Source organism: Pseudomonas juntendi, assembly GCF_021560075.1.
GTDB lineage: Bacteria > Pseudomonadota > Gammaproteobacteria > Pseudomonadales > Pseudomonadaceae > Aquipseudomonas > Aquipseudomonas juntendi.
This window is the reverse complement of record NZ_CP091088.1, coordinates 1,756,655-1,774,270: the sequence shown is the minus strand read 5'-3', so window position 1 is coordinate 1,774,270 and position 17,616 is coordinate 1,756,655. Positions and strand designations below refer to the sequence as shown.

The following is a 17,616-nucleotide window of genomic DNA, read 5'->3' as shown; positions in this document are numbered from 1 at the left end:
AGGTCGAAATGGGGTTAGGCCCCCTCAAGCACTACTGCGCTATCTACCAGCCGACGGACGCTCAGCCGCACATCTTCGGGGATGGGCCGCATGGCAATGGCCTCGGGCGCATCCTCATGGCGCTGGTAGCCGCCCATGATGACCCGGATGATCGCGGGCACGTTGGTCGGCGTGACCGCATCGATGGCCGCACGATCCCCCAGGTCGGGGTGTGGCTGGGTCAGCATGCGGTACAGGTCCCAGGAATCCGCGTGTGGGCACTGGTTCATGAGCACCTGGGCCAGCTTGTGCTTGAGCGGCACCAGTTGCCAGTCGGGAACCCTCTGCCCCCGGTTGCCCAGGCTGATCGACAGCAGCTTGCCGGCTTTCAGCTCGCGGTTGATCTGGTCCTTGGATTTCCCGGCCAGCTTGCCGAACAGCGGGACCGGCAGATTGTTCGGCGACTCGTAGATGGCAAGCATTTCTTCGCGCTCACGCTGGATCGCGGAGACTTCCGGCTCCGGGGCATGCATCGGAGGCGGCGGCACCTGTGACAGCCGCTGGAACGTGATTCCGCCGCTGTTGGGAGTCACGACGATGGGCGTGGCCACCACGGGTGGCACGCCGGTGACAGCGGGCTCGGCCGCCGTGGGGGCCGCACCCAGCGCTTCCTCCACTTCCGCCATCGCCGGCACCCCGTCGATGCGGATGGTCAGGTGCGCGCTCGCGGCTTCCACTTCACCCTGTTCGAGCAGGTCGAGACGGTCTGCCCAGTCCTGCATCATGCGGCGCCGCGGCTCCACGTACTTGGCGTGGTTGTAGGCCGAGCTGACCTTGTTCGGGTCGGAGTGCGAAAGCTGCGCGTCCACCCAAATCTTCGGGTAGCCGATCTCGTTGAGTGCCGTCGAGATGGTGCCGCGGATGCCGTGGCCGGTCAGGCGCCCCTCGTAGCCCATGAGCTGCACGGCCTTGTTGAGGGTGTTCTCGCTGATGCGCTTCTTGAGTTCGCTGCGATGCGACAGCAGGTACTTCTGCGCCGGCCGCATTACGCCCAGGAGATAGCGCACGATCTCGATGGCCTGCAGGGACAGGGGCACGATGTAGGGCGGCACGTCCTGCGGCCGCTTGCCGGCCTTGCGCATTTCGTCCTGAAGCTGCTTGACGACCTGCGGCGGGATGATCCACAAGCCGCGGTCGAGGTCGAATTGCTCAGGTTCGGCCAGCCGCAACTCGCCCGTGCGCACCCCCGTCAGGAACAGCAGCCGGACGCCAAGCTGGGTCTGCCAGCCGCGGGGGTTGTAGCGCCGGAGCTTCTGAAGGAACTCGGGCAGCTCGGGCAGGTGCAGATAGGGGTTGTGGGCCACCGGGGGCTTGGGCTCGGCCACCACATCCAGGTCCGCGGCCGGGTTGACTTCCAGCCCCTCGGCGATGACCAGGGCATAGCGGAACATCTGGTTGAACCAGGTGCGGACCTTCTCGGCGGTGGTGAACGCCTTGCGTTTCTCGATCGCCGCCACGACGCCCACGAGCTGGGGCCGACGAATGTCGTAGATCGACATCTTCCCCAGGGTAGGCAGCACGTCCTTGTTGAAGATGCGCAGGATCTGCGACAGCGTGCTCTGACGGCCTTCCTTGAGTTCCTTGCGGCGATGCTCGACCCAGGCGTCGAAGACGTTCTTGAAGGTGTATTCGCCCGCCAGCTTGGCCGCGTGCCGCCGCTGGTCGCGTTCGATTTGGGGATCAATGCCCTTGGCGAGCAGAACCTGGGCCTTGTCCCGCTCGGCGCGGGCCTCGCGCAGGCTGAGAGCGGGATAGCTGCCCAGAGACATGCGCTTTTGCTTGCCCAACCAGCAGTAACGGAAGATCCACGACTTGCCGCCTGCGGCAGAGACCATCAGGCTCAGGCAGTCGTTGTCGTAGAGGGTGTAGCGCTTGCCGGCGGTCTTGGCCTGCCGGACGATCAGATCAGAGAGTGCCATTTCGAGGCTCCTAAGTGATGACTTAGGCCTATGCTCGTCATGGTTCCCGCTCAGCCCCAGCAACTATCCGGAAGCCGTCTCACCCATATTCCTGTGCCTACATTGGCGCCTAAAAAAGGCTGGCTGTGGGTGGATTTCCGTGGCGCTCGCTGGAATGAAAAGAGGGGCCGAAGCCCCTCTTTTCAACGACTTACAGACGTCAGTAGAAGTCTGTAGATCATAACTTGGAGCGGGAAACGAGACTCGAACTCGCGACCCCGACCTTGGCAAGGTCGTGCTCTACCAACTGAGCTATTCCCGCGTCGTGATGGGTGCCATTCTAGCGATTTCAAAAACCGCGTCAACCCCTTGATTCAAAAAAACTTTTACTTCTGCTCCGAACCTTCGCGCAGGTGCGGCCAGGCCGCCAGCAGATAGTGCGCCATCGACCACAGTGTGAGCCCCGCCGCCACCAACAGCAGTGCATAGCCGAGGATCACCCAGAAGGTCACCGCTGGCGGGTTGCCCAGCAGGATCACCAGCGCCAGCATCTGCGCTGCGGTTTTCCACTTGCCCAGGTTGGACACGGCCACGTGTGCCCGCGCGCCCAGCTCGGCCATCCACTCGCGCAGTGCCGAAACCACGATTTCACGGCCTATGATCACCGCTGCCGGCAGGGTAAGCCAGAAATTGGCATGGGTCTGTACCAGCAGCACCAGGGCCACCGCCACCATCAGCTTGTCGGCCACCGGGTCGAGGAAGGCACCGAACGGCGTGCTTTGCTGCAGGCGACGCGCCAGGTAGCCGTCCAGCCAGTCGGTGGCAGCGGCAACCGCGAACACGCTGCTGGCGGCCATGTAACTCCACTGGTACGGCATGTAGAACAGCAGAATGAAGCACGGGATGAGCAGGACGCGTAGAACGGTGAGCAAGTTTGGAATATTCATCGGTACGACTGGCCGCAAGTTGAGCCGGCATTCTACTCGCTATGCAGGCTGGCATAAATTGATTCGGCAAGCTTTTTGCTGATGCCGGGCGCTTTGGCAATTTCATCGATACTGGCGCGGTTGAGCTCCTGCAGGCCGCCGAAATGTTTCAGCAGGTCGCGGCGGCGCTTTGGCCCTACCCCAGCAACATCTTCCAGGCTGGACACCCGCCGCGCCTTGCCACGCCGGGCGCGATGGCCGGTGATGGCAAAGCGGTGTGCTTCGTCACGGATCTGCTGGATCAGGTGCAAGGCCGCAGAATCGCCCTTGAGGGTGAATTCGTGGTGCACGTCGTTCAGGTACAGGGTTTCGAAACCGGCCTTGCGCGTGACGCCCTTGGCGACACCCAGCAGGGTCAGTTCGCTGAAACCCAGCTCCTGCATCACATCGCGGGCCATGTTCAGCTGGCCTTTGCCACCGTCCACCAGCAGCACGTCGGGCAGTTTGCCCTCGCCGTCCTTGATACGCCCATAGCGGCGGGTCAGGGCCTGGTGCATGGCGGCGTAATCATCGCCAGCGGTGATGCCTTCGATATTGAAGCGGCGGTAGTCGGACTTGATCGGCCCCTCGGGGCCGAACACCACGCAGCTGGCTACGGTGGCTTCGCCACTGGAGTGACTGATGTCGTAGCACTCCAGGCGCTGCGGCACTTCGTCCAGGCCCAGGACCTCGGCCAGGGCCTCAAAGCGGGCCGCCATGTGCTGACGGTTGGCCAGCCGAGCGTTGAGCGCCTGCTCGGCGTTGGTCACGGCCAGTTGCTGCCAGCGGGCACGGGTGCCCCTTACCCGGTGGCTGATGGTCAGCTCGCGCCCACGCAACGTGTGCAGGGCCTCGGTAATGGCGGCGAAGTCTTCGTGCACAACGTTGACGATCAACTCGCCTGGCAATTCGCGCTCTGCATTGCCCAGGTAGTACTGGGAAAGAAAAGCGGCCATGACCTCGGCCAGGTCTTCCTCAATGCCCACCTGCGGGAAGAAGTTCTTGCTGCCCAGTACCCGCCCACCGCGCACGCTGATCAGGTGCACGCAGGCGCCACCCGGGTTGACGAAGGCAGCGATGACATCGACATCACCTGTGCCACCTTCGATGTACTGCTGGTCCTGCACGCGGCGCAGCAGGCTGATCTGGTCGCGCAGTTCGGCGGCCTTTTCGAAATCGAGGGCCATGGCGGCTTTCTCCATTTCGGCATTCAATTCATTGCCCAACTGCTGGCTGCGCCCTTCCAGAAACATCACCGAATGGCGCACGTCCTCGGCATATTCCTGGGCGCTTACCAAGTCGGTGCACGGCCCTTTGCAGCGCTTGATCTGGTACTGCAGGCAGGGCCGGGTGCGGTTGGCGTAATAGCTGTCTTCGCACTGGCGCACGGAAAAGGCCTTCTGCAACAGGCCGAGGCTTTCACGTATGGCGCCGGCGCTGGGGTATGGGCCGAAGTAACGGCCCTTGGCCTTTTTCGCGCCCCGATGAATACCCAGGCGGGGAAACTCCCCGTCAGACAAGAACACGTAGGGGTAGGACTTATCGTCGCGCAGCAGGATGTTGTAGGGCGGCCGCCATTCCTTGATCAGGTTCTGCTCCAGCAGCAACGCCTCGGTTTCATTGGCGGTGATGGTGGTCTCGACCTGGGCGATGCGCGCAACCAGCGCGGCGGTCTTGGGGGCCAGGCCGGTCTTGCGGAAATAGCTGGCCAGGCGCTTTTTCAGGTTCTTGGCCTTGCCCACATACAGCAGGCGGGCGTCGCCGTCGAACATCCGATAAACGCCGGGGCGACCACTGCAGGTCGCCAGGAATGCGCTGGCATCAAAAACTTGGGACATGAGGTTTACAGGCTTGCGTCAACCATACCGTGGCGAACGGCCAGCAAGGTCAATTCGACGTCGCTGGTGACCGAGAGTTTTTCAAAGATCCGATAACGGTAAGTATTGACGGTCTTGGGCGAGAGGCACAACTTGTCGGAGATGATCTGCACTTTCTGGCAACCGACGATCATCAGGGCGATCTGGATTTCCCGCTCGGACAAGGCGTCGAACGGCGAGCCTTGTGGCTGGAACGGCTTGAGCGCCAGCTGCTGGGCGATCTGCGGGCTGATGTAGCGCTGGCCGGCAAATGCCAGGCGGATGGCCTGGACCATTTCATCGAGCCCTGCGCCCTTGGTCAGGTAACCGGCAGCGCCGGCCTGCAGCAAGCGCGTGGGGAACGGGTCTTCCTCGCACACGGTGACTGCAACCACTTTGATGTCCGGGTGGCTGCGCAACAGTTTGCGAGTGGCTTCCAGGCCGCCGATGCCGGGCATTTTCACGTCCATCAGCACCACATCTGGCTTCAGCTCACGGGCCAGCTTGAGCGCCGACTCGCCCGAGTCCCCCTCACCCACCACCTGCAGGCCGTCAATGTCGGCCAACATGCGCGTAATACCGGTTCGTACCAGATCGTGATCATCGACGACTAAGACCCTAATCAAGCACACACCTCATCAGCAGGGCGATTGGATCCCGCCACCTTAACAAAATTTTTCACAGTGGGCCTAACGCATTACTTCCGTCAGAAACGTCCGACGCTCAACTGTGAGAATCCATACTGTTTACCGGGGTTTAACATGACCCGTCAAGCGCGCCAGCAGGTAGGCAACGTGCCGGCTGATCGTCGATATGGATCCTTGATGCCTGCGCCGTTCGCGCTGGACACGCCAGCGCCTGGCGATCACTCGATAGCGCGCTGCATACGCACGAAGCAATCGTCTTCACCCATCTCGATAAACCCATGGCGCTGATAAAGGCGGCGTGCCGGATTGCTGCGAAACACCATCAGCCTGAGCAGCGGCAACTGCCGCTGCCTGGCCCACAGTGCCAACTGCTCCAGCACCAAACTGCCAACACCGCGCCCGCGGTGCTCGGGGAGCAAATGCAACTCGCGGATGAACAGGGCCTGGCGGTCCTGGCTGAGGCTGCAGTAACCCAGCACCGCGGTGCCATCTGCCACCAACCACTGCTCGCGCCAGCCCCAGGCCTGGTCGAAGGCGTCTTCCACCCAAAGCAGACCGTATTGGCCGTAATAAGGCAGCATGGCGCGGCGAGTCAGGTCGCGGGCGAAGGTGCAGTGGCTGGTAGTGGCAGGGATCAGTTGCAGGCACATGTCAATCAACGCTCACGGTCGCGGTTGACGTTGTGCCCGGGGCTGGCCAGCAGGGCAGCCCCAGGCACCGATGCATGGAGGCGATCAGTAGGTTCGCCAGGTTGGCGAGGGGCCGGGTCAGGCCTCAGGCTGCTCGCCAGCAGGCTCGGCGGCAGGGGCGGCAGCTTGTGCCTTGGCCTTCGCCCGGTTACGGCGTTCCTGGCTGCGGTGCCGCGCAGCCTGCTGCTTGGCATGCAGTGCCTGTGCAGCAGTCACGGTACCCGCTGCTTGGCCACTGAGGTCCAGGCGCGGTGCATTTTCGACCATGCTGGCCCAGTACCGGGCGCCGCGGCACCAGGTGGAAATACCCAGCTTCAGCTGTTCACGGGTAAGCCCGAGCAGCTCCAGGTGTTGCTCGGCATCCTTGAAGATGCCTTCTTTGAGCGGCACCTTGGGGGCCGGGTTGACCGGGAAGGCCAGGGGAAAATGCTTCTGCAAAGGCCAGATCGCAGCGACCGCCGGATCCTGTTCGCGCGGCTTCGCCTGCGGGGACGGCTTGCGCTTTGGCTGTTTCGCGCTTTCGGCCTTTACCTGCTGTTTCTCCGCCCGCAGGCGGTCGCGTAGCTCTGCTAGTTGTTCAAAACCCATCGTTCAATTCACTGCTTGTGGTTGATTGCGGGGTGCAAGGATAACCCATGCAGCCACCCCAGTGTTTGCAGGTCATCTTTCCATCAGCTGAATACCCACAACACCCGCGTTGGTTTGCCGGTCAGGTTGGCATAACGAAAGCTGGCATGTGGCTGCAGCTGGAAACTGTCATTGGCGCGCAGGGTAACGGGCTCACCGCCGTCGAGCCACACGGTCAATTCGCCTTCGAGCACGAAACACCCCTGCTCTGAACTGTCGTCCAGGTACTCCTCGCCGCTGCTCGCCCCAGGTTCAAGGTGGCTATCGAGCATGGAGAAGGCGCCACTGATGCTGGGCGATGCCAGCACGTCGGTGATGCCACCGGCCAGGTGCAAGGTGCGGCGCTCGTGCGGGCGGGTGACCCAGCCGAGCTCGCGGGGCTTGGCCAGCTTGTAGAAGTAGGCAGTCGACACACCGAGCTCTTCGCTGATGGCCGTCAGGTCGGCGACGGTCGGGCGCGAAACACCGCGCTCGACCTGGGACAGGAACCCCACCGAGCGGCCGATACGCTGGGCCAGCTCGCCAAGGGTCAGGCCCTTGAACTTGCGCAGATCGCGAATCAGTACTGCCAGGCCTTCGATTTCTTCGTGCACTTTCATAGTTGAATCGCGACGTTCGGACGGAAAAACAATGCCCTGAAAAGTACAGGATTCAACCTGCAAAGCAAAATGCTTCCAGGCCTTGCGCGCGCCAGCCAGGCAAACCGGGGCCGCTTTGCAGCCCCGCTGAGGCTACCTGCCGCTCAGCGAACAGCCTCATACGTGAGGTCGAGGCATTTGCGCGCCTTTGCCACCAGCTCGTCGATCTCGGCAAGGCTGATCACCAAAGGCGGCGCGATGATCATGGTGTCGCCCACCGCGCGCATGATCAGGCCGTTGTCGAAGCAGTGCTGGCGGCAGATCATGCCCACGCCTTTGCCTGGGTAGCGGGTGCGGCTGGCCTTGTCTTTTACCAACTCGATCGCGCCCAGCATGCCCAGGCCACGCACCTCACCGACCAACGGGTGGTCGGCCAGCTCACGCAGGCGCTGCTGCAGGTAAGGCGCAGTCTTGTCCTGCACCTGCGTGATGATCTGATCGTCGCGCAGGATGCGCAGATTCTCCAGCGCCACCGCCGCGGCCACCGGGTGGCCGGAATAGGTAAAGCCGTGGTTGAAATCGCCACCTTCGCTGACGACCCGCGCCACCTCGTCACGCACGATCACACCGCCCATCGGTATGTAGCCCGAAGTCAGGCCCTTGGCGATGGTCATCAGGTCGGGCTCAAGGTCATAGTAGTCAGTACCGAACCACTGCCCGGTGCGGCCAAAGCCGCAGATCACTTCATCGGCCACGAACAGGATGTCGTACTTGGCAAGGATCTGCTTGACCTTTGGCCAGTAAGTGTCCGGCGCAATGATCACGCCCCCGGCACCCTGGATCGGCTCGGCGATGAAGGCTGCGACGTTGTTTTCGCCCACCTCCAGAATCTTGCGCTCCAGTTGCTCGGCGGCCCACACGCCGAAGTCGGCCTCGGTCATGTCGCCGCCTTCGCCGAACCAGTACGGCTGCGGGATATGCACGATATCCGGGATCACCCCGCCCTGCTGGTGCATGCCGCTCATGCCCCCCAGGGCAGCGCCTGCCACGGTAGAGCCGTGGTAGCCGTTGATGCGGCCGATGATCACCTTCTTGTCGGGCTGGCCTTTCAGCGCCCAGTAGTGGCGCACCATGCGCAGCACGGTGTCATTGCCTTCGGAACCGGAGCCGGTGAAGAACACATGGTTCATGCCGGCCGGGGCCAGGTCGGCGATCGCCTTGGCCAGCTCCAGCGCCGGTGGATGCGCGGTCTGGAAGAACAGGTTGTAGTACGGCAGCTGCTTCATCTGCCGGCTGGCGACCTCGGCCAGCTCATCGCGGCCATAGCCGACCGCCACGCACCACAGGCCAGCCATGGCATCGAGGATCTTGTTGCCCTCGCTATCCCACAGGTATACGCCCTTGGCCTGGGTGATGATGCGCGGGCCTTTCTCGGCCAACTGTTTAACATCGCTGAACGGCGCCAGGTGGTGGTCGCGGCTAAGCGCTTGCCAGGCCTGGGTCTGCGAATTCTGTGCACTCATTGTCTTCACTCCGTCAGGTCGCGCAGGCGCGCTGCGCGGTGGGTTGCTTGCGGTTCTGGCGCAGCAGCGAGCGCTGGCGGCATGCCGCGCCAAACGCCTGGAACAGGGTCAGGTACTGCGGGTTGTCCATGACCTGGTACTCGGGGTGCCATTGCACGGCCAGGCTGAAGCCCTGGCCGTTGTCCAGCGAGATCGCCTCCACCAGGCCGTCGGGCGCCAATGCCTCCACCCTCAACCCCGGCGCCAGCACATCGATGCCCTGGCCGTGGATGGAGTTGACCTCGAACACTGCCGGCAAGCCCAGGCGTTCGAGCAAACCGCCTGGCTGCACATGCATGGTGTGGCGCGGGCCGTATTGCTTGGCAATTGGCTCGCCCGCGCCTTCGCGGTGGTCCATGAATGCGCCAGCCTCATGCACGTTCTGGTGCAGGGTGCCGCCCAGTGCCACGTTCATTTCCTGAAAACCACGGCAGATGCCCAGCACCGGCACGCCGGCGGCGATCGCCGCGCGCATCAGCGGTAACGTGGTGGCGTCCCGCAGCGGGTCATGCTGGGTGCCCTCGGCACTGGCCGCGCCGTGGTAGTGAAACGGCTCGATATTGGACGGCGAACCGGTAAAGATCAGTCCGTCTACCACCTCGAGGATGTCGGCGCTGTCGAGCAGCTCCCCCAGGCTGGGTATCACGATGGGCAGGCCGCACGCCGCCTTGGCTGCCGCACGTGCATACTTCTCGGCAATGGTCTGGGTGGCATGCTGCCCGCTCATGGTGGTGCAAGCGGTGATCCCGATCACGGGCACACGTGGCATAGCGTCCTCCGGCAATGGGTATTGCGCGTGGTTTAGGTTGGCAAGGGATGGGGGCGAACCGCAGGCGCTACAGGAACCAGCGATACTCGCGGGCATCGATGTGGCGCATGAAGTCCAGTTGCTCCTGGTACTTGTTTTCGCAGTAGACCATCACGAACTCGCTGCCCAGGCCTTGCTCCAGCACCGGGTGATGACGCATGGCGGCCAGGCCGCTGAGCGGGTCCTTGGGGAAGTCGATGCCGCTCTGGCGGTCGTTGTTCAGCGGGGCGATGGGCTCGACGCCCCGCTCCAGGCCGTACTCCATGCCGGTGAGAATGGCCGCCAGCACCAGGTACGGGTTGGCATCTGCGCCTGCCAGGCGGTGCTCGATGCGCAGGTTGCGCGGGTCGGATTCGGGGATGCGAATGCACGCATCACGGTCTTCGAAGCCCCAGCTGGCCTTGCTCGCGGCGTTGACCATGGCACCGTAACGGCGGTAGGCATTGTGGTTGGGGGCAAAAATCGGCATACAGTGCGGCAGCAGTTCCAGGCACCCCGCCACCGCATGGCGCAGCTTGCGCTGTTCGGCAGCGGCGAGCAGGTTGTTGCCGTCGTTGTCGTACAGGCTGACGTGCACGTGCATGCCGCTGCCTGGCGCATCCAGGTAGGGCTTGCTCATGAAGCTGGCGCGGTAGCCGTGCTTCAGGGCAATGCCCCGGGTACTGCGGCAGAACAGTGCCGACCAGTCAGCCGCGGCAAGGGCATCGTCGCTGTGCAAGAAGTTGATTTCGAACTGGCCTGGGCCCAGCTCGGCAGTGATCACGTTCGCCGGCACGCCTTGCTCATTGGCGCCATCGACCATTTCATGCAACACCGAGGAAAAGCGCGAGAGGCGCTCGATGTGCATGTTCGGCTGGTCGTCTGCGTCGCCGCTGGCAGTGTCACGCGGGTAACACGGCAAGCCGTTGTCCAGCGCGCGGTCGAACAGGTAAAACTCCAGCTCGAACGCCACCACCGGGCGTATCCCACGCCTGGCAAGGCGCTGCAGCACGCGGGCCAGCACTTCCCGTGGCTCGAACTCGATCGGCCTGGCGGTGCCGTCGGAGGTGATCAGCATCTGGGCGATCGGTTCTTTTTCCCAGCGCACCGGCTTCAGCGTACCTGGCACCAGCCGCCGTACAGCATCCGGGTCGCCGTCGGCAAAGCAGTAGTCACCTATGGGGTAAAGGCCGCCCTGGGTACCCAGCAGCACGCAGTTCTGCGGCAGCTTCAGCGGTGCCCCAGCTGCAACCTTTTCCAGCATGTCGATGGGGTAGCGCTTGCCGTAGAAATGCCCGGGAATGTCCAGCGCAATCAGGTCGACATAACGTATGGCCGGGTGCTGCGCCCGAAACGCACGCACTTCAAGCAGCAAATCCGCAGAGGGGGCACTCATGTTCTTGTCCTTGTGGGGTGAACCAACTCAAGTGAAGACTCGCCCTTGAATGCCGCCCGCGCTTGCAAGGGCTTCAACCTCTGGCACGGCTTCAATAGCCTGGGCGCTCGTGAAATTTTCGCAGATATTTTTCATGAAAAAATACATTAAAAATTTCACACGTCAAGATCATCTGCGTGCCGCCGGTCTGCGTCTGCGCGACTTGGCCCCTGCCACGCGCAACAAGCCAATAGCTTAACTACTGGCTCTGAGAAGCTTGACTGTCTCACTTGCCACCCGAGGGCGCTGCTATGGTGGAAGCACCTACGCAATCAAATGAACGCCAAACTGGGAGGCAGCATGACAGTAGACAAAGTTGCAATTATCACGGCTGGTGGCAGCGGCATGGGTGCCGCCGCAGCCCGGCGCCTGGCCGCGGATGGCTTTAACGTGGGCATCCTTTCTTCATCGGGCAAGGGCGAGGCCCTGGCCGCAGAGCTTGGCGGCATCGGCGTTACCGGTAGCAACCAGTCGGTTGAAGACCTGCAGCGCCTGGTAGACGCTGTGGTCGGCAAATGGGGCCGCATCGATGTGCTGGTCAACAGCGCGGGGCACGGCCCACGTGCGCCCATCCTGGAGATCAGCGACGAGGACTGGCACAAAGGCATGGACACTTACCTGCTCAATGTCATTCGCCCGACACGCCTGGTGACGCCCTATATGCAGCGGCAAAAGGGTGGCGTGATCATCAACATCTCTACCGCCTGGGCATTCGAGCCGAGCGACCTGTTCCCCACTTCCGCGGTGTTCCGCTCGGGGCTGGCGGCCTTCAGCAAGATCTTCGCCGACACCTACGCCGCCGATAACGTGCGCATCAACAACGTGCTGCCGGGCTGGATAGACAGCTTGCCGGCCACAGAGCAACGCCGCGACAGCGTACCGCTCAAGCGTTACGGCACCCCCGAAGAAATTGCCGCCACCATCGCGTTCCTTGCCAGCGAGGGTGCTGCCTACATGACCGGGCAGAACATCAAGGTCGACGGCGGCCTGACGCGTAGCGTGTGAGGCTGCTGACGAGGTAAGCGCGCCTCGTCACTTGCCGGCGATCGATGGGCTTGCCACGCAACGTTGGGCGTTCAAGTAACGCGAATGCTTCAGCCACGCCTGCTGCGGGTAGTAGGCGAACACGTAGCTGCCGCGTTGCAGCGTGTGGATCAATTTCTCGGCAATCGCCGGGCGCACGGCAGGGCAACCCTGGCTGCGCCCAAGGCGGCCGAGGCTAGGCACCACGCTGGGGTCGGCGTACGCTGCGGCGTGCATGACGATCGCCCGCGCCATGCTGTTGTCATTGAACCCTGGCTCCAGCCCCTGCAGGCGCAACGAGCGCCCATGCTTGCCATTGTAGGCCTGGCCGGTTTCATAAAGGCCGACGGAGGACTGGTAACTGTTCGGCGCATTGGAAAACGCGTTCGGCAGATCGGCGCCGCTGTTCTTGCCATGGGTGACCCACTCTTCAAACAACAGCTGCCTGGCGCGCAGGTCGAACACCCACAAGCGCTTGTCACGCGAGGCCCTGGAATAATCGATAACGGTCAGCAATTTGTCCCCTCCCCCCTGGCTCGCACAGTGATAGGCGGTAAGCGCCAGGGCCAAGGTCGCCAGACTGGCGGCGGGTGCCAACCGCTGCAGCTCGGCAGCACTGGGCAGCGACTGCGCCTGAGCGCTGTGCCAGGCACCGAGAATGAACAGGCCGGCAATGGCCATCGCAAGCCGCACAGCGCGGCGCACTGAGGTGAACATCGATACGGATCCCTGTTGGAAAACGGGCCTGTGCAGCCGTTGCTTGCAGCCAAATGCGGCTACTGTGTTCGCTTTCAGGCCATTTGCCGATCATTTGCTGACCAATGGCCTGAGTGTATCTGCGTTGTTCACAGCAAGCGCCTCGGCTTGGCGCGCGGGGTAACAAATGCGCACCTGAAATGTGCACAAAATTCCCAACTCAAATACGCGCCCGCTAGGCAATGATCGGTTAGAGACCGGCAACCCGCTGTAATTACCTGCGCCTGACCGATTGGTACGAATCTTGTTTGTATACAAATCCAAAAACAAAAGTACACAACCATCATGGAGTCCCGATGGCGTCGATTTCGCGTTCCGATGTTAGCCAGCTTGATGCACGCCCCACCGCCACGGCGGATCCCGGCCAGGTGACATTGAGCCCGCGCCTGTACAGTGCCGACCTGGCCCCTACCCGTGCCGCCAAGCGCACCTGGGGTCGCTACAGCCTGTTCGCGCTGTGGACCAACGACGTGCACAACATGGCCAACTACTCGTTCGCCATCGGGCTGTTCGCCCTGGGCATGAGCGGGGCGCAGATCCTGGCCGCCTTCGCCCTCGGTGCCTTGGTGATCTACGGCTTGATGAACCTTTCCGGCTACATGGGTCAGAAAACCGGCCTGCCCTACCCGGTCATGTGCCGCATCAGCTTCGGCATCCATGGTGCCCAGATTCCGGCACTGATCCGCGCGGTGATCGCCATTGCCTGGTTCGGCATCCAGACCTACCTGGCTTCGGTGGTGCTGCGTGTACTGCTCACCGCCATCGCCCCAGACCTCAAGGCCTACGACCAGAACAGCATCCTCGGGCTGTCGAGCCTGGGCTGGGTCACCTTCCTCGGCATCTGGTGCGTGCAGGTGGCGATCTTCGCCTACGGCATGGAAATGGTGCGCCGCTTCGAGTCGTTGGCCGGGCCGATCATTCTGGTCGCCTTCGCCAGCCTGGCCGGCTGGATGTACTGGCGCAGCGGCTTGTCGATCGCCTGGTCCAGCGGCAATGCCCCGACCGGTTCGGCCATGTGGCTGAAAGTGCTCGGCGCTGCTGCGCTGTGGGTCTCGCTGTACGGCACCATGATTCTCAACTTCTGTGACTTCACGCGCAATTGCCCGGACCGGCGCACCATCAGCGTAGGCAACTTCTGGGGCCTGCCGGTGAACATGCTTGGTTTTGCCCTAATTGCAGTGGTACTGGCCGGTGCGCAGTTCAGCATCGATGGCAAGCTGGTGCAGAGCCCGACCGAAATCGTTGCGGCCATCCCCAACACCGCCGGCCTGGTATTGGCTTGCCTGGCTTTCCTGATCGTGACCGTGGCAGTGAACATCATGGCCAACTTCGTCGCCCCGGCCTACGTGCTGACCAACCTGGCACCCAACCTGCTGAATTTCCGCCGCGCAGGCTTGCTCAGTGCCGCCATTGCGGTCGTGATCCTGCCCTGGCACCTCTACAACAGCCCCTCAGTGATCGTGTACTTTCTCGGTGGCCTGGGCGCCCTGCTCGGCCCGCTGTACGGCATCATCGTCACCGATTACTACCTGGTACGCCGCAGCCGGGTGAACCTGCCGCAGCTCTACAGCGAAAGCAGGCAGGCGGCCTACCACTACAGCGGCGGGGTCAACCTGCGTGCCGTCGCGGCATTCGTGCCGGCGGCACTGATCGCCATCGTGCTGGCGCTGGTGCCAGCCTTCGAGACCTTGTCGCAGTTCTCCTGGTTCTTCGGCGCCGGCCTGGGTGGGCTGATCCACTACGCCCTCGCCAACCGCAACGCCAGCTACCTCGCGGTGAGCGGCGAGAGCATTGCGGTGGATAGCGCGCATCACTGATCGGGGCACCATCAGCCGACTGATGAGGGCCAGTGATGCTGGCCCTTAGCCCGCACGGATGCACGCGTGTAAAGAGGTCTGTACCTCCACTGCGCGCCCCTGGCATCTTCCTGGCGCACATGCCCCGCGACCCGCCTGGCCCGCAGGGCCACCCACGTAACCGCGCCAGACGACACCACCCTACTCCCGGGCTTTGGTTGCCCGCTGCCGGCCGGCCATTTGCAGGCAACTATTTTTTTGTCCCCGTGCATCCAATAGACCCCGTGGTGGGTATTGCTGATGGGTGGACCATGACCGCCCAGCCAAATGACCTGTCAGGAGCATTACCATGAGCCATACATACTCCGCTTGCCTGCTCGCCTGCAGCCTTGCCCTGGCGCTGCAGACCGCCCACGCGCAAACCGCCGTGCCCACAGCAGTCCAGGTGCCCGAGGGGCATCGCGTTATGCTGGAGACCGTCGGGGTCGGCGAGATCACCTATGAGTGCCGCGACAAAGCCGATGCGGCCGGCCAGACCGAATGGACCTTCGTTGGACCCAAGGCCGTGCTCAATGACCGTAGCGGCAAACAAGTGGGCGACTACTTTGGTCCTCCCGCCACCTGGCAAGCGAAGGATGGCTCGAAAGTCACCGGCAACCAGTTGGCGCTGGCCCCGGCAGACAAAGGCGCCATTCCTTATCAACTGGTCAAGGCCAACCCGGCCGAAGGTAAAGGCGCCATGCATGGGGTCAGCTACATCCAGCGCCTGGCCACCCGCGGCGGCGTGGCCCCTACCAGCGACTGCACGGCCCAGAACAAGGGGGCCAGGCAGGTCGTCCAGTACCAGGCCGACTATGTGTTCTGGACAGCCAGGTAACGCGCGCCGGCGCCAACATCCAGCAGCGGATGATCTAAGCTCGATGGCAAGCCCCCGGCTGGATGGCCGGGGTACCTCGCCAGACACAAGGAAGCCGTACACCTTGAATTCGCCTGTCACCCCATTCGACTTCCACCACTGCCTGGAGGCCTGCGCACAGGGTGACCGGCGAGCCCTGCAAGCGCTGTACGATCACGAAGGGCCACGCCTGCTGGGCGTAGCCCGGCGTATCGCGCGTGACAACGCCACGGCCGAAGACATCGTCCACGATGCGTTCATTCGCATCTGGACTGGCGCTGCCAGCTACGACCCCGCGCGCGGCTCGGCGCGCGGCTGGATCTACAGCATCACACGCCATCTGGCATTGAATTCGATACGCGATACCCGGCGCGAAACTGTGCTGGACGATGCCGACATGGCTGCCGTGCCCACCTTGCCGGGCAGGCTGGATGACCTGGCCCTGTGGTCAGGCTCGGCAAAGATTTACCGTTGCCTGGAACAATTGCAGCCCGGCCCGCAGCACTGCATCCTGCATGCTTACGTGGACGGCTGCAGCCACGCCGAAATCGCCACTCTGCTGGGCGCCCCCCTTGGCACCGTCAAGGCTTGGATCAAGCGCAGCCTGAAAGCACTGCGGGAGTGCCTGGAATGAAGCCGGAGACTGACGAAGCGCTGGACACCCTCGCCGGCGAGTTCGTATTGGGCACCTTGGCGCCGGAGCAACACACGGCAGTGGCTGAGCGCCTGCGTACCGACTCAGCCCTGCGCGCCGCAGTGGATGCCTGGGAGTCGCGCCTGCTGGAACTGGCCGCGCTGGCCGCGCCGCAGCCACCGAGCCTGCGCCTGTGGGGCCGTATTCAGCGCAGCCTGAACGAGCTGGAGCCCCCGGCAAGCGAGCGGCGAGCCAAGTGGTGGCAACGCCTGGGCCTGTGGCAAGCACTGACGGCCGCCGGGTTGGCGGCCAGTGTAGTGCTGGCGTTCACCTTGCTGACAACGCCCCCACCCGCGACGCAATTCGTGGTGGTGCTGGTGGCACCGAGCAGCCAGGCCCCGGGTTGGGTGGTGCAGACCAGCGACAGCCGCACCATCGAGCTTCTCCCGCTCGGCAAGGATGCGCTCCCTGAAGGCATGGCCTTGCAGTTCTGGACCAAGGGTCCGCAGTGGGGGGCGCCAGTATCACTGGGCCTGGTCAAACCCGGCGAACCCTACAGGGTCCCCTTGCAGAGCCTGCCACCGCTGGAAGCCGACCAGTTGTTCGAGCTGACACTGGAGAAAGCCGGCGGCTCGCCTACCGGCCTGCCAACGGGGCCGGTCAAATTCATAGGCCGGGCGGTGAAAGTGATTTGACCCGTTTGCGTGCCGGCCGGCGAGAGACAGAAACGGTACGCCACAGAAAGCCTGGGAATCATGGGCCGGAGCGAGTTAAATGGTGGGCCTTGCTCTATTGCCGTAGCCGGCAGCGCTGGCCGGCCCGGGTAAGCGCAAGTGATACCCCCAATCAACCGCAGTCTCATGAAAAGGAAGTCGCGCAAATGGAAGTACGTTGCACCTCACTGGAAGAAGTCCGCCACGGGATTGATGCAATTGACCGCAGCCTGGTTTCGCTTCTCGCCAACGTGGCCGACTCGTGGCGCAAGCGGCCGCCTTCAAGAAGACGACCGATGACGTGCGTGCGCCTGCGCGGGTCGAGCAGGTGATAATGAAGGTTCGCGAAATGGCGGAGCAAACCGGCGCGTCAGCCGAGGTGGTGGAGCAGGTTTACCGGGCGATGATCGCGGCCTTCATCAATGAAGAACTGACCACCCACGCGAAGCTGGCCACTGCACCTTCGGCGTCTTAAAAAGCATGCAAGGCGGCCGATGATCAGTCACCGGTTCGAGGCCAGAGCACGGCCTGCGCCACGATCACATCGCTGCCATTGAAGGTGACTGCAGGTGAGCCATGTAACTGGTACCCCATTTCCAAGGCCTCGCTGACCCGCCGGCAGAAGGCGGCGTTGTCGGGGCCAGTCAGCACTCGGTAGATGGGCAGATCATTGAGGGGTTGGCTCATCGCTTTCTTCCTTGGTTCACGCGGCGCGC

General features: G+C 63.1%; 17 protein-coding genes, 1 tRNA gene and 1 pseudogene. 6 read left to right on the top strand and 13 right to left on the bottom strand.

Annotated features, from left to right (window positions below):
• Positions 1–14 precede the first annotated feature (14 nt).
• The 11 genes from L1P09_RS08135 to L1P09_RS08085 form a co-directional block, all read right to left on the bottom strand.
• Positions 15–1,958 (bottom strand): tyrosine-type recombinase/integrase, encoded by a 1,944-nt coding sequence (locus L1P09_RS08135; protein ID WP_022580566.1) that lies wholly within the window; start codon positions 1,956–1,958, stop codon positions 15–17.
• 225 nt (positions 1,959–2,183) lie between these two features.
• Positions 2,184–2,259: transfer RNA gene (locus L1P09_RS08130), tRNA-Gly, on the bottom strand.
• Between the two features lie 64 nt (positions 2,260–2,323).
• On the bottom strand, positions 2,324–2,884 hold the full coding sequence (gene pgsA, locus L1P09_RS08125) for a CDP-diacylglycerol--glycerol-3-phosphate 3-phosphatidyltransferase (RefSeq protein WP_029885978.1): 561 nt from the start codon (positions 2,882–2,884) through the stop codon (positions 2,324–2,326).
• A gap of 32 nt (positions 2,885–2,916) precedes the next feature.
• On the bottom strand, positions 2,917–4,740 hold the full coding sequence (gene uvrC / locus L1P09_RS08120) for an excinuclease ABC subunit UvrC (protein ID WP_232892003.1): 1,824 nt from the start codon (positions 4,738–4,740) through the stop codon (positions 2,917–2,919).
• A 5-nt stretch (positions 4,741–4,745) separates the two neighbouring features.
• Positions 4,746–5,384, bottom strand: coding sequence for a response regulator transcription factor GacA (gene gacA, locus L1P09_RS08115; protein ID WP_003251380.1), 639 nt, complete (start codon positions 5,382–5,384; stop codon positions 4,746–4,748).
• A gap of 239 nt (positions 5,385–5,623) precedes the next feature.
• Complete coding sequence (locus L1P09_RS08110) at positions 5,624–6,055, bottom strand: GNAT family N-acetyltransferase (protein WP_054904191.1); 432 nt, start codon at positions 6,053–6,055, stop codon at positions 5,624–5,626.
• 117 nt (positions 6,056–6,172) lie between these two features.
• Entirely contained in the window at positions 6,173–6,682 is a 510-nt protein-coding gene (locus L1P09_RS08105) for a ProQ/FinO family protein (RefSeq protein ID WP_009686322.1), read from the bottom strand.
• A gap of 83 nt (positions 6,683–6,765) precedes the next feature.
• Positions 6,766–7,320, bottom strand: a complete 555-nt coding sequence (locus tag L1P09_RS08100) for a helix-turn-helix domain-containing protein (RefSeq protein WP_009686321.1) — start codon at positions 7,318–7,320, stop codon at positions 6,766–6,768.
• A 143-nt stretch (positions 7,321–7,463) separates the two neighbouring features.
• Positions 7,464–8,822 (bottom strand): aspartate aminotransferase family protein, encoded by a 1,359-nt coding sequence (locus tag L1P09_RS08095; protein WP_235768721.1) that lies wholly within the window; start codon positions 8,820–8,822, stop codon positions 7,464–7,466.
• A 13-nt stretch (positions 8,823–8,835) separates the two neighbouring features.
• Positions 8,836–9,630, bottom strand: coding sequence for a gamma-glutamyl-gamma-aminobutyrate hydrolase family protein (locus L1P09_RS08090; protein ID WP_192439821.1), 795 nt, complete (start codon positions 9,628–9,630; stop codon positions 8,836–8,838).
• Positions 9,631–9,697: 67 nt separating this feature from the next.
• Positions 9,698–11,044 carry a glutamine synthetase family protein gene (locus L1P09_RS08085; RefSeq protein WP_154211435.1) on the bottom strand — a complete coding sequence of 449 codons (1,347 nt, stop codon included), beginning with the start codon at positions 11,042–11,044 and terminating at the stop codon, positions 9,698–9,700.
• A gap of 339 nt (positions 11,045–11,383) precedes the next feature.
• Between L1P09_RS08085 and L1P09_RS08080 the strand changes: the two genes are divergently transcribed.
• On the top strand, positions 11,384–12,088 hold the full coding sequence (locus L1P09_RS08080) for an SDR family oxidoreductase (protein ID WP_009686317.1): 705 nt from the start codon (positions 11,384–11,386) through the stop codon (positions 12,086–12,088).
• Between the two features lie 27 nt (positions 12,089–12,115).
• Here the strand turns inward: L1P09_RS08080 and L1P09_RS08075 are convergent, their stop codons facing one another.
• The gene (locus L1P09_RS08075) at positions 12,116–12,823 is read right to left on the bottom strand and encodes a murein L,D-transpeptidase catalytic domain family protein (RefSeq protein ID WP_177331323.1); all 708 of its coding nucleotides are present in this window, start codon (positions 12,821–12,823) and stop codon (positions 12,116–12,118) included.
• 335 nt (positions 12,824–13,158) lie between these two features.
• Here L1P09_RS08075 and L1P09_RS08070 point away from each other — a divergent pair, with 335 nt between their 5' ends.
• The 5 genes and pseudogenes from L1P09_RS08070 to L1P09_RS08050 all read left to right on the top strand — a co-directional run bounded on the left by L1P09_RS08070 (position 13,159) and on the right by L1P09_RS08050 (position 17,375).
• Positions 13,159–14,679, top strand: a complete 1,521-nt coding sequence (locus tag L1P09_RS08070) for an NCS1 family nucleobase:cation symporter-1 (RefSeq protein WP_009686315.1) — start codon at positions 13,159–13,161, stop codon at positions 14,677–14,679.
• Positions 14,680–15,007: 328 nt separating this feature from the next.
• Positions 15,008–15,535: a DUF3455 domain-containing protein gene (locus tag L1P09_RS08065; RefSeq protein WP_235768720.1), complete on the top strand. Its 528-nt coding sequence runs from the start codon at positions 15,008–15,010 to the stop codon at positions 15,533–15,535.
• Positions 15,536–15,638: 103 nt separating this feature from the next.
• Positions 15,639–16,187 (top strand): sigma-70 family RNA polymerase sigma factor, encoded by a 549-nt coding sequence (locus tag L1P09_RS08060; protein WP_009686313.1) that lies wholly within the window; start codon positions 15,639–15,641, stop codon positions 16,185–16,187.
• The gene (locus L1P09_RS08055) at positions 16,184–16,882 is read left to right on the top strand and encodes an anti-sigma factor (protein WP_054904186.1); all 699 of its coding nucleotides are present in this window, start codon (positions 16,184–16,186) and stop codon (positions 16,880–16,882) included. Before L1P09_RS08060 ends, L1P09_RS08055 begins: the two co-directional genes overlap by 4 nt.
• 185 nt (positions 16,883–17,067) lie before the next feature.
• Positions 17,068–17,375 (top strand): annotated as a pseudogene (locus L1P09_RS08050) (chorismate mutase).
• A 23-nt stretch (positions 17,376–17,398) separates the two neighbouring features.
• Here L1P09_RS08050 and L1P09_RS08045 read toward each other — a convergent pair.
• Complete coding sequence (locus L1P09_RS08045; RefSeq protein WP_235768719.1) at positions 17,399–17,587, bottom strand: DUF1737 domain-containing protein; 189 nt, start codon at positions 17,585–17,587, stop codon at positions 17,399–17,401.
• Positions 17,588–17,616 lie beyond the last annotated feature (29 nt).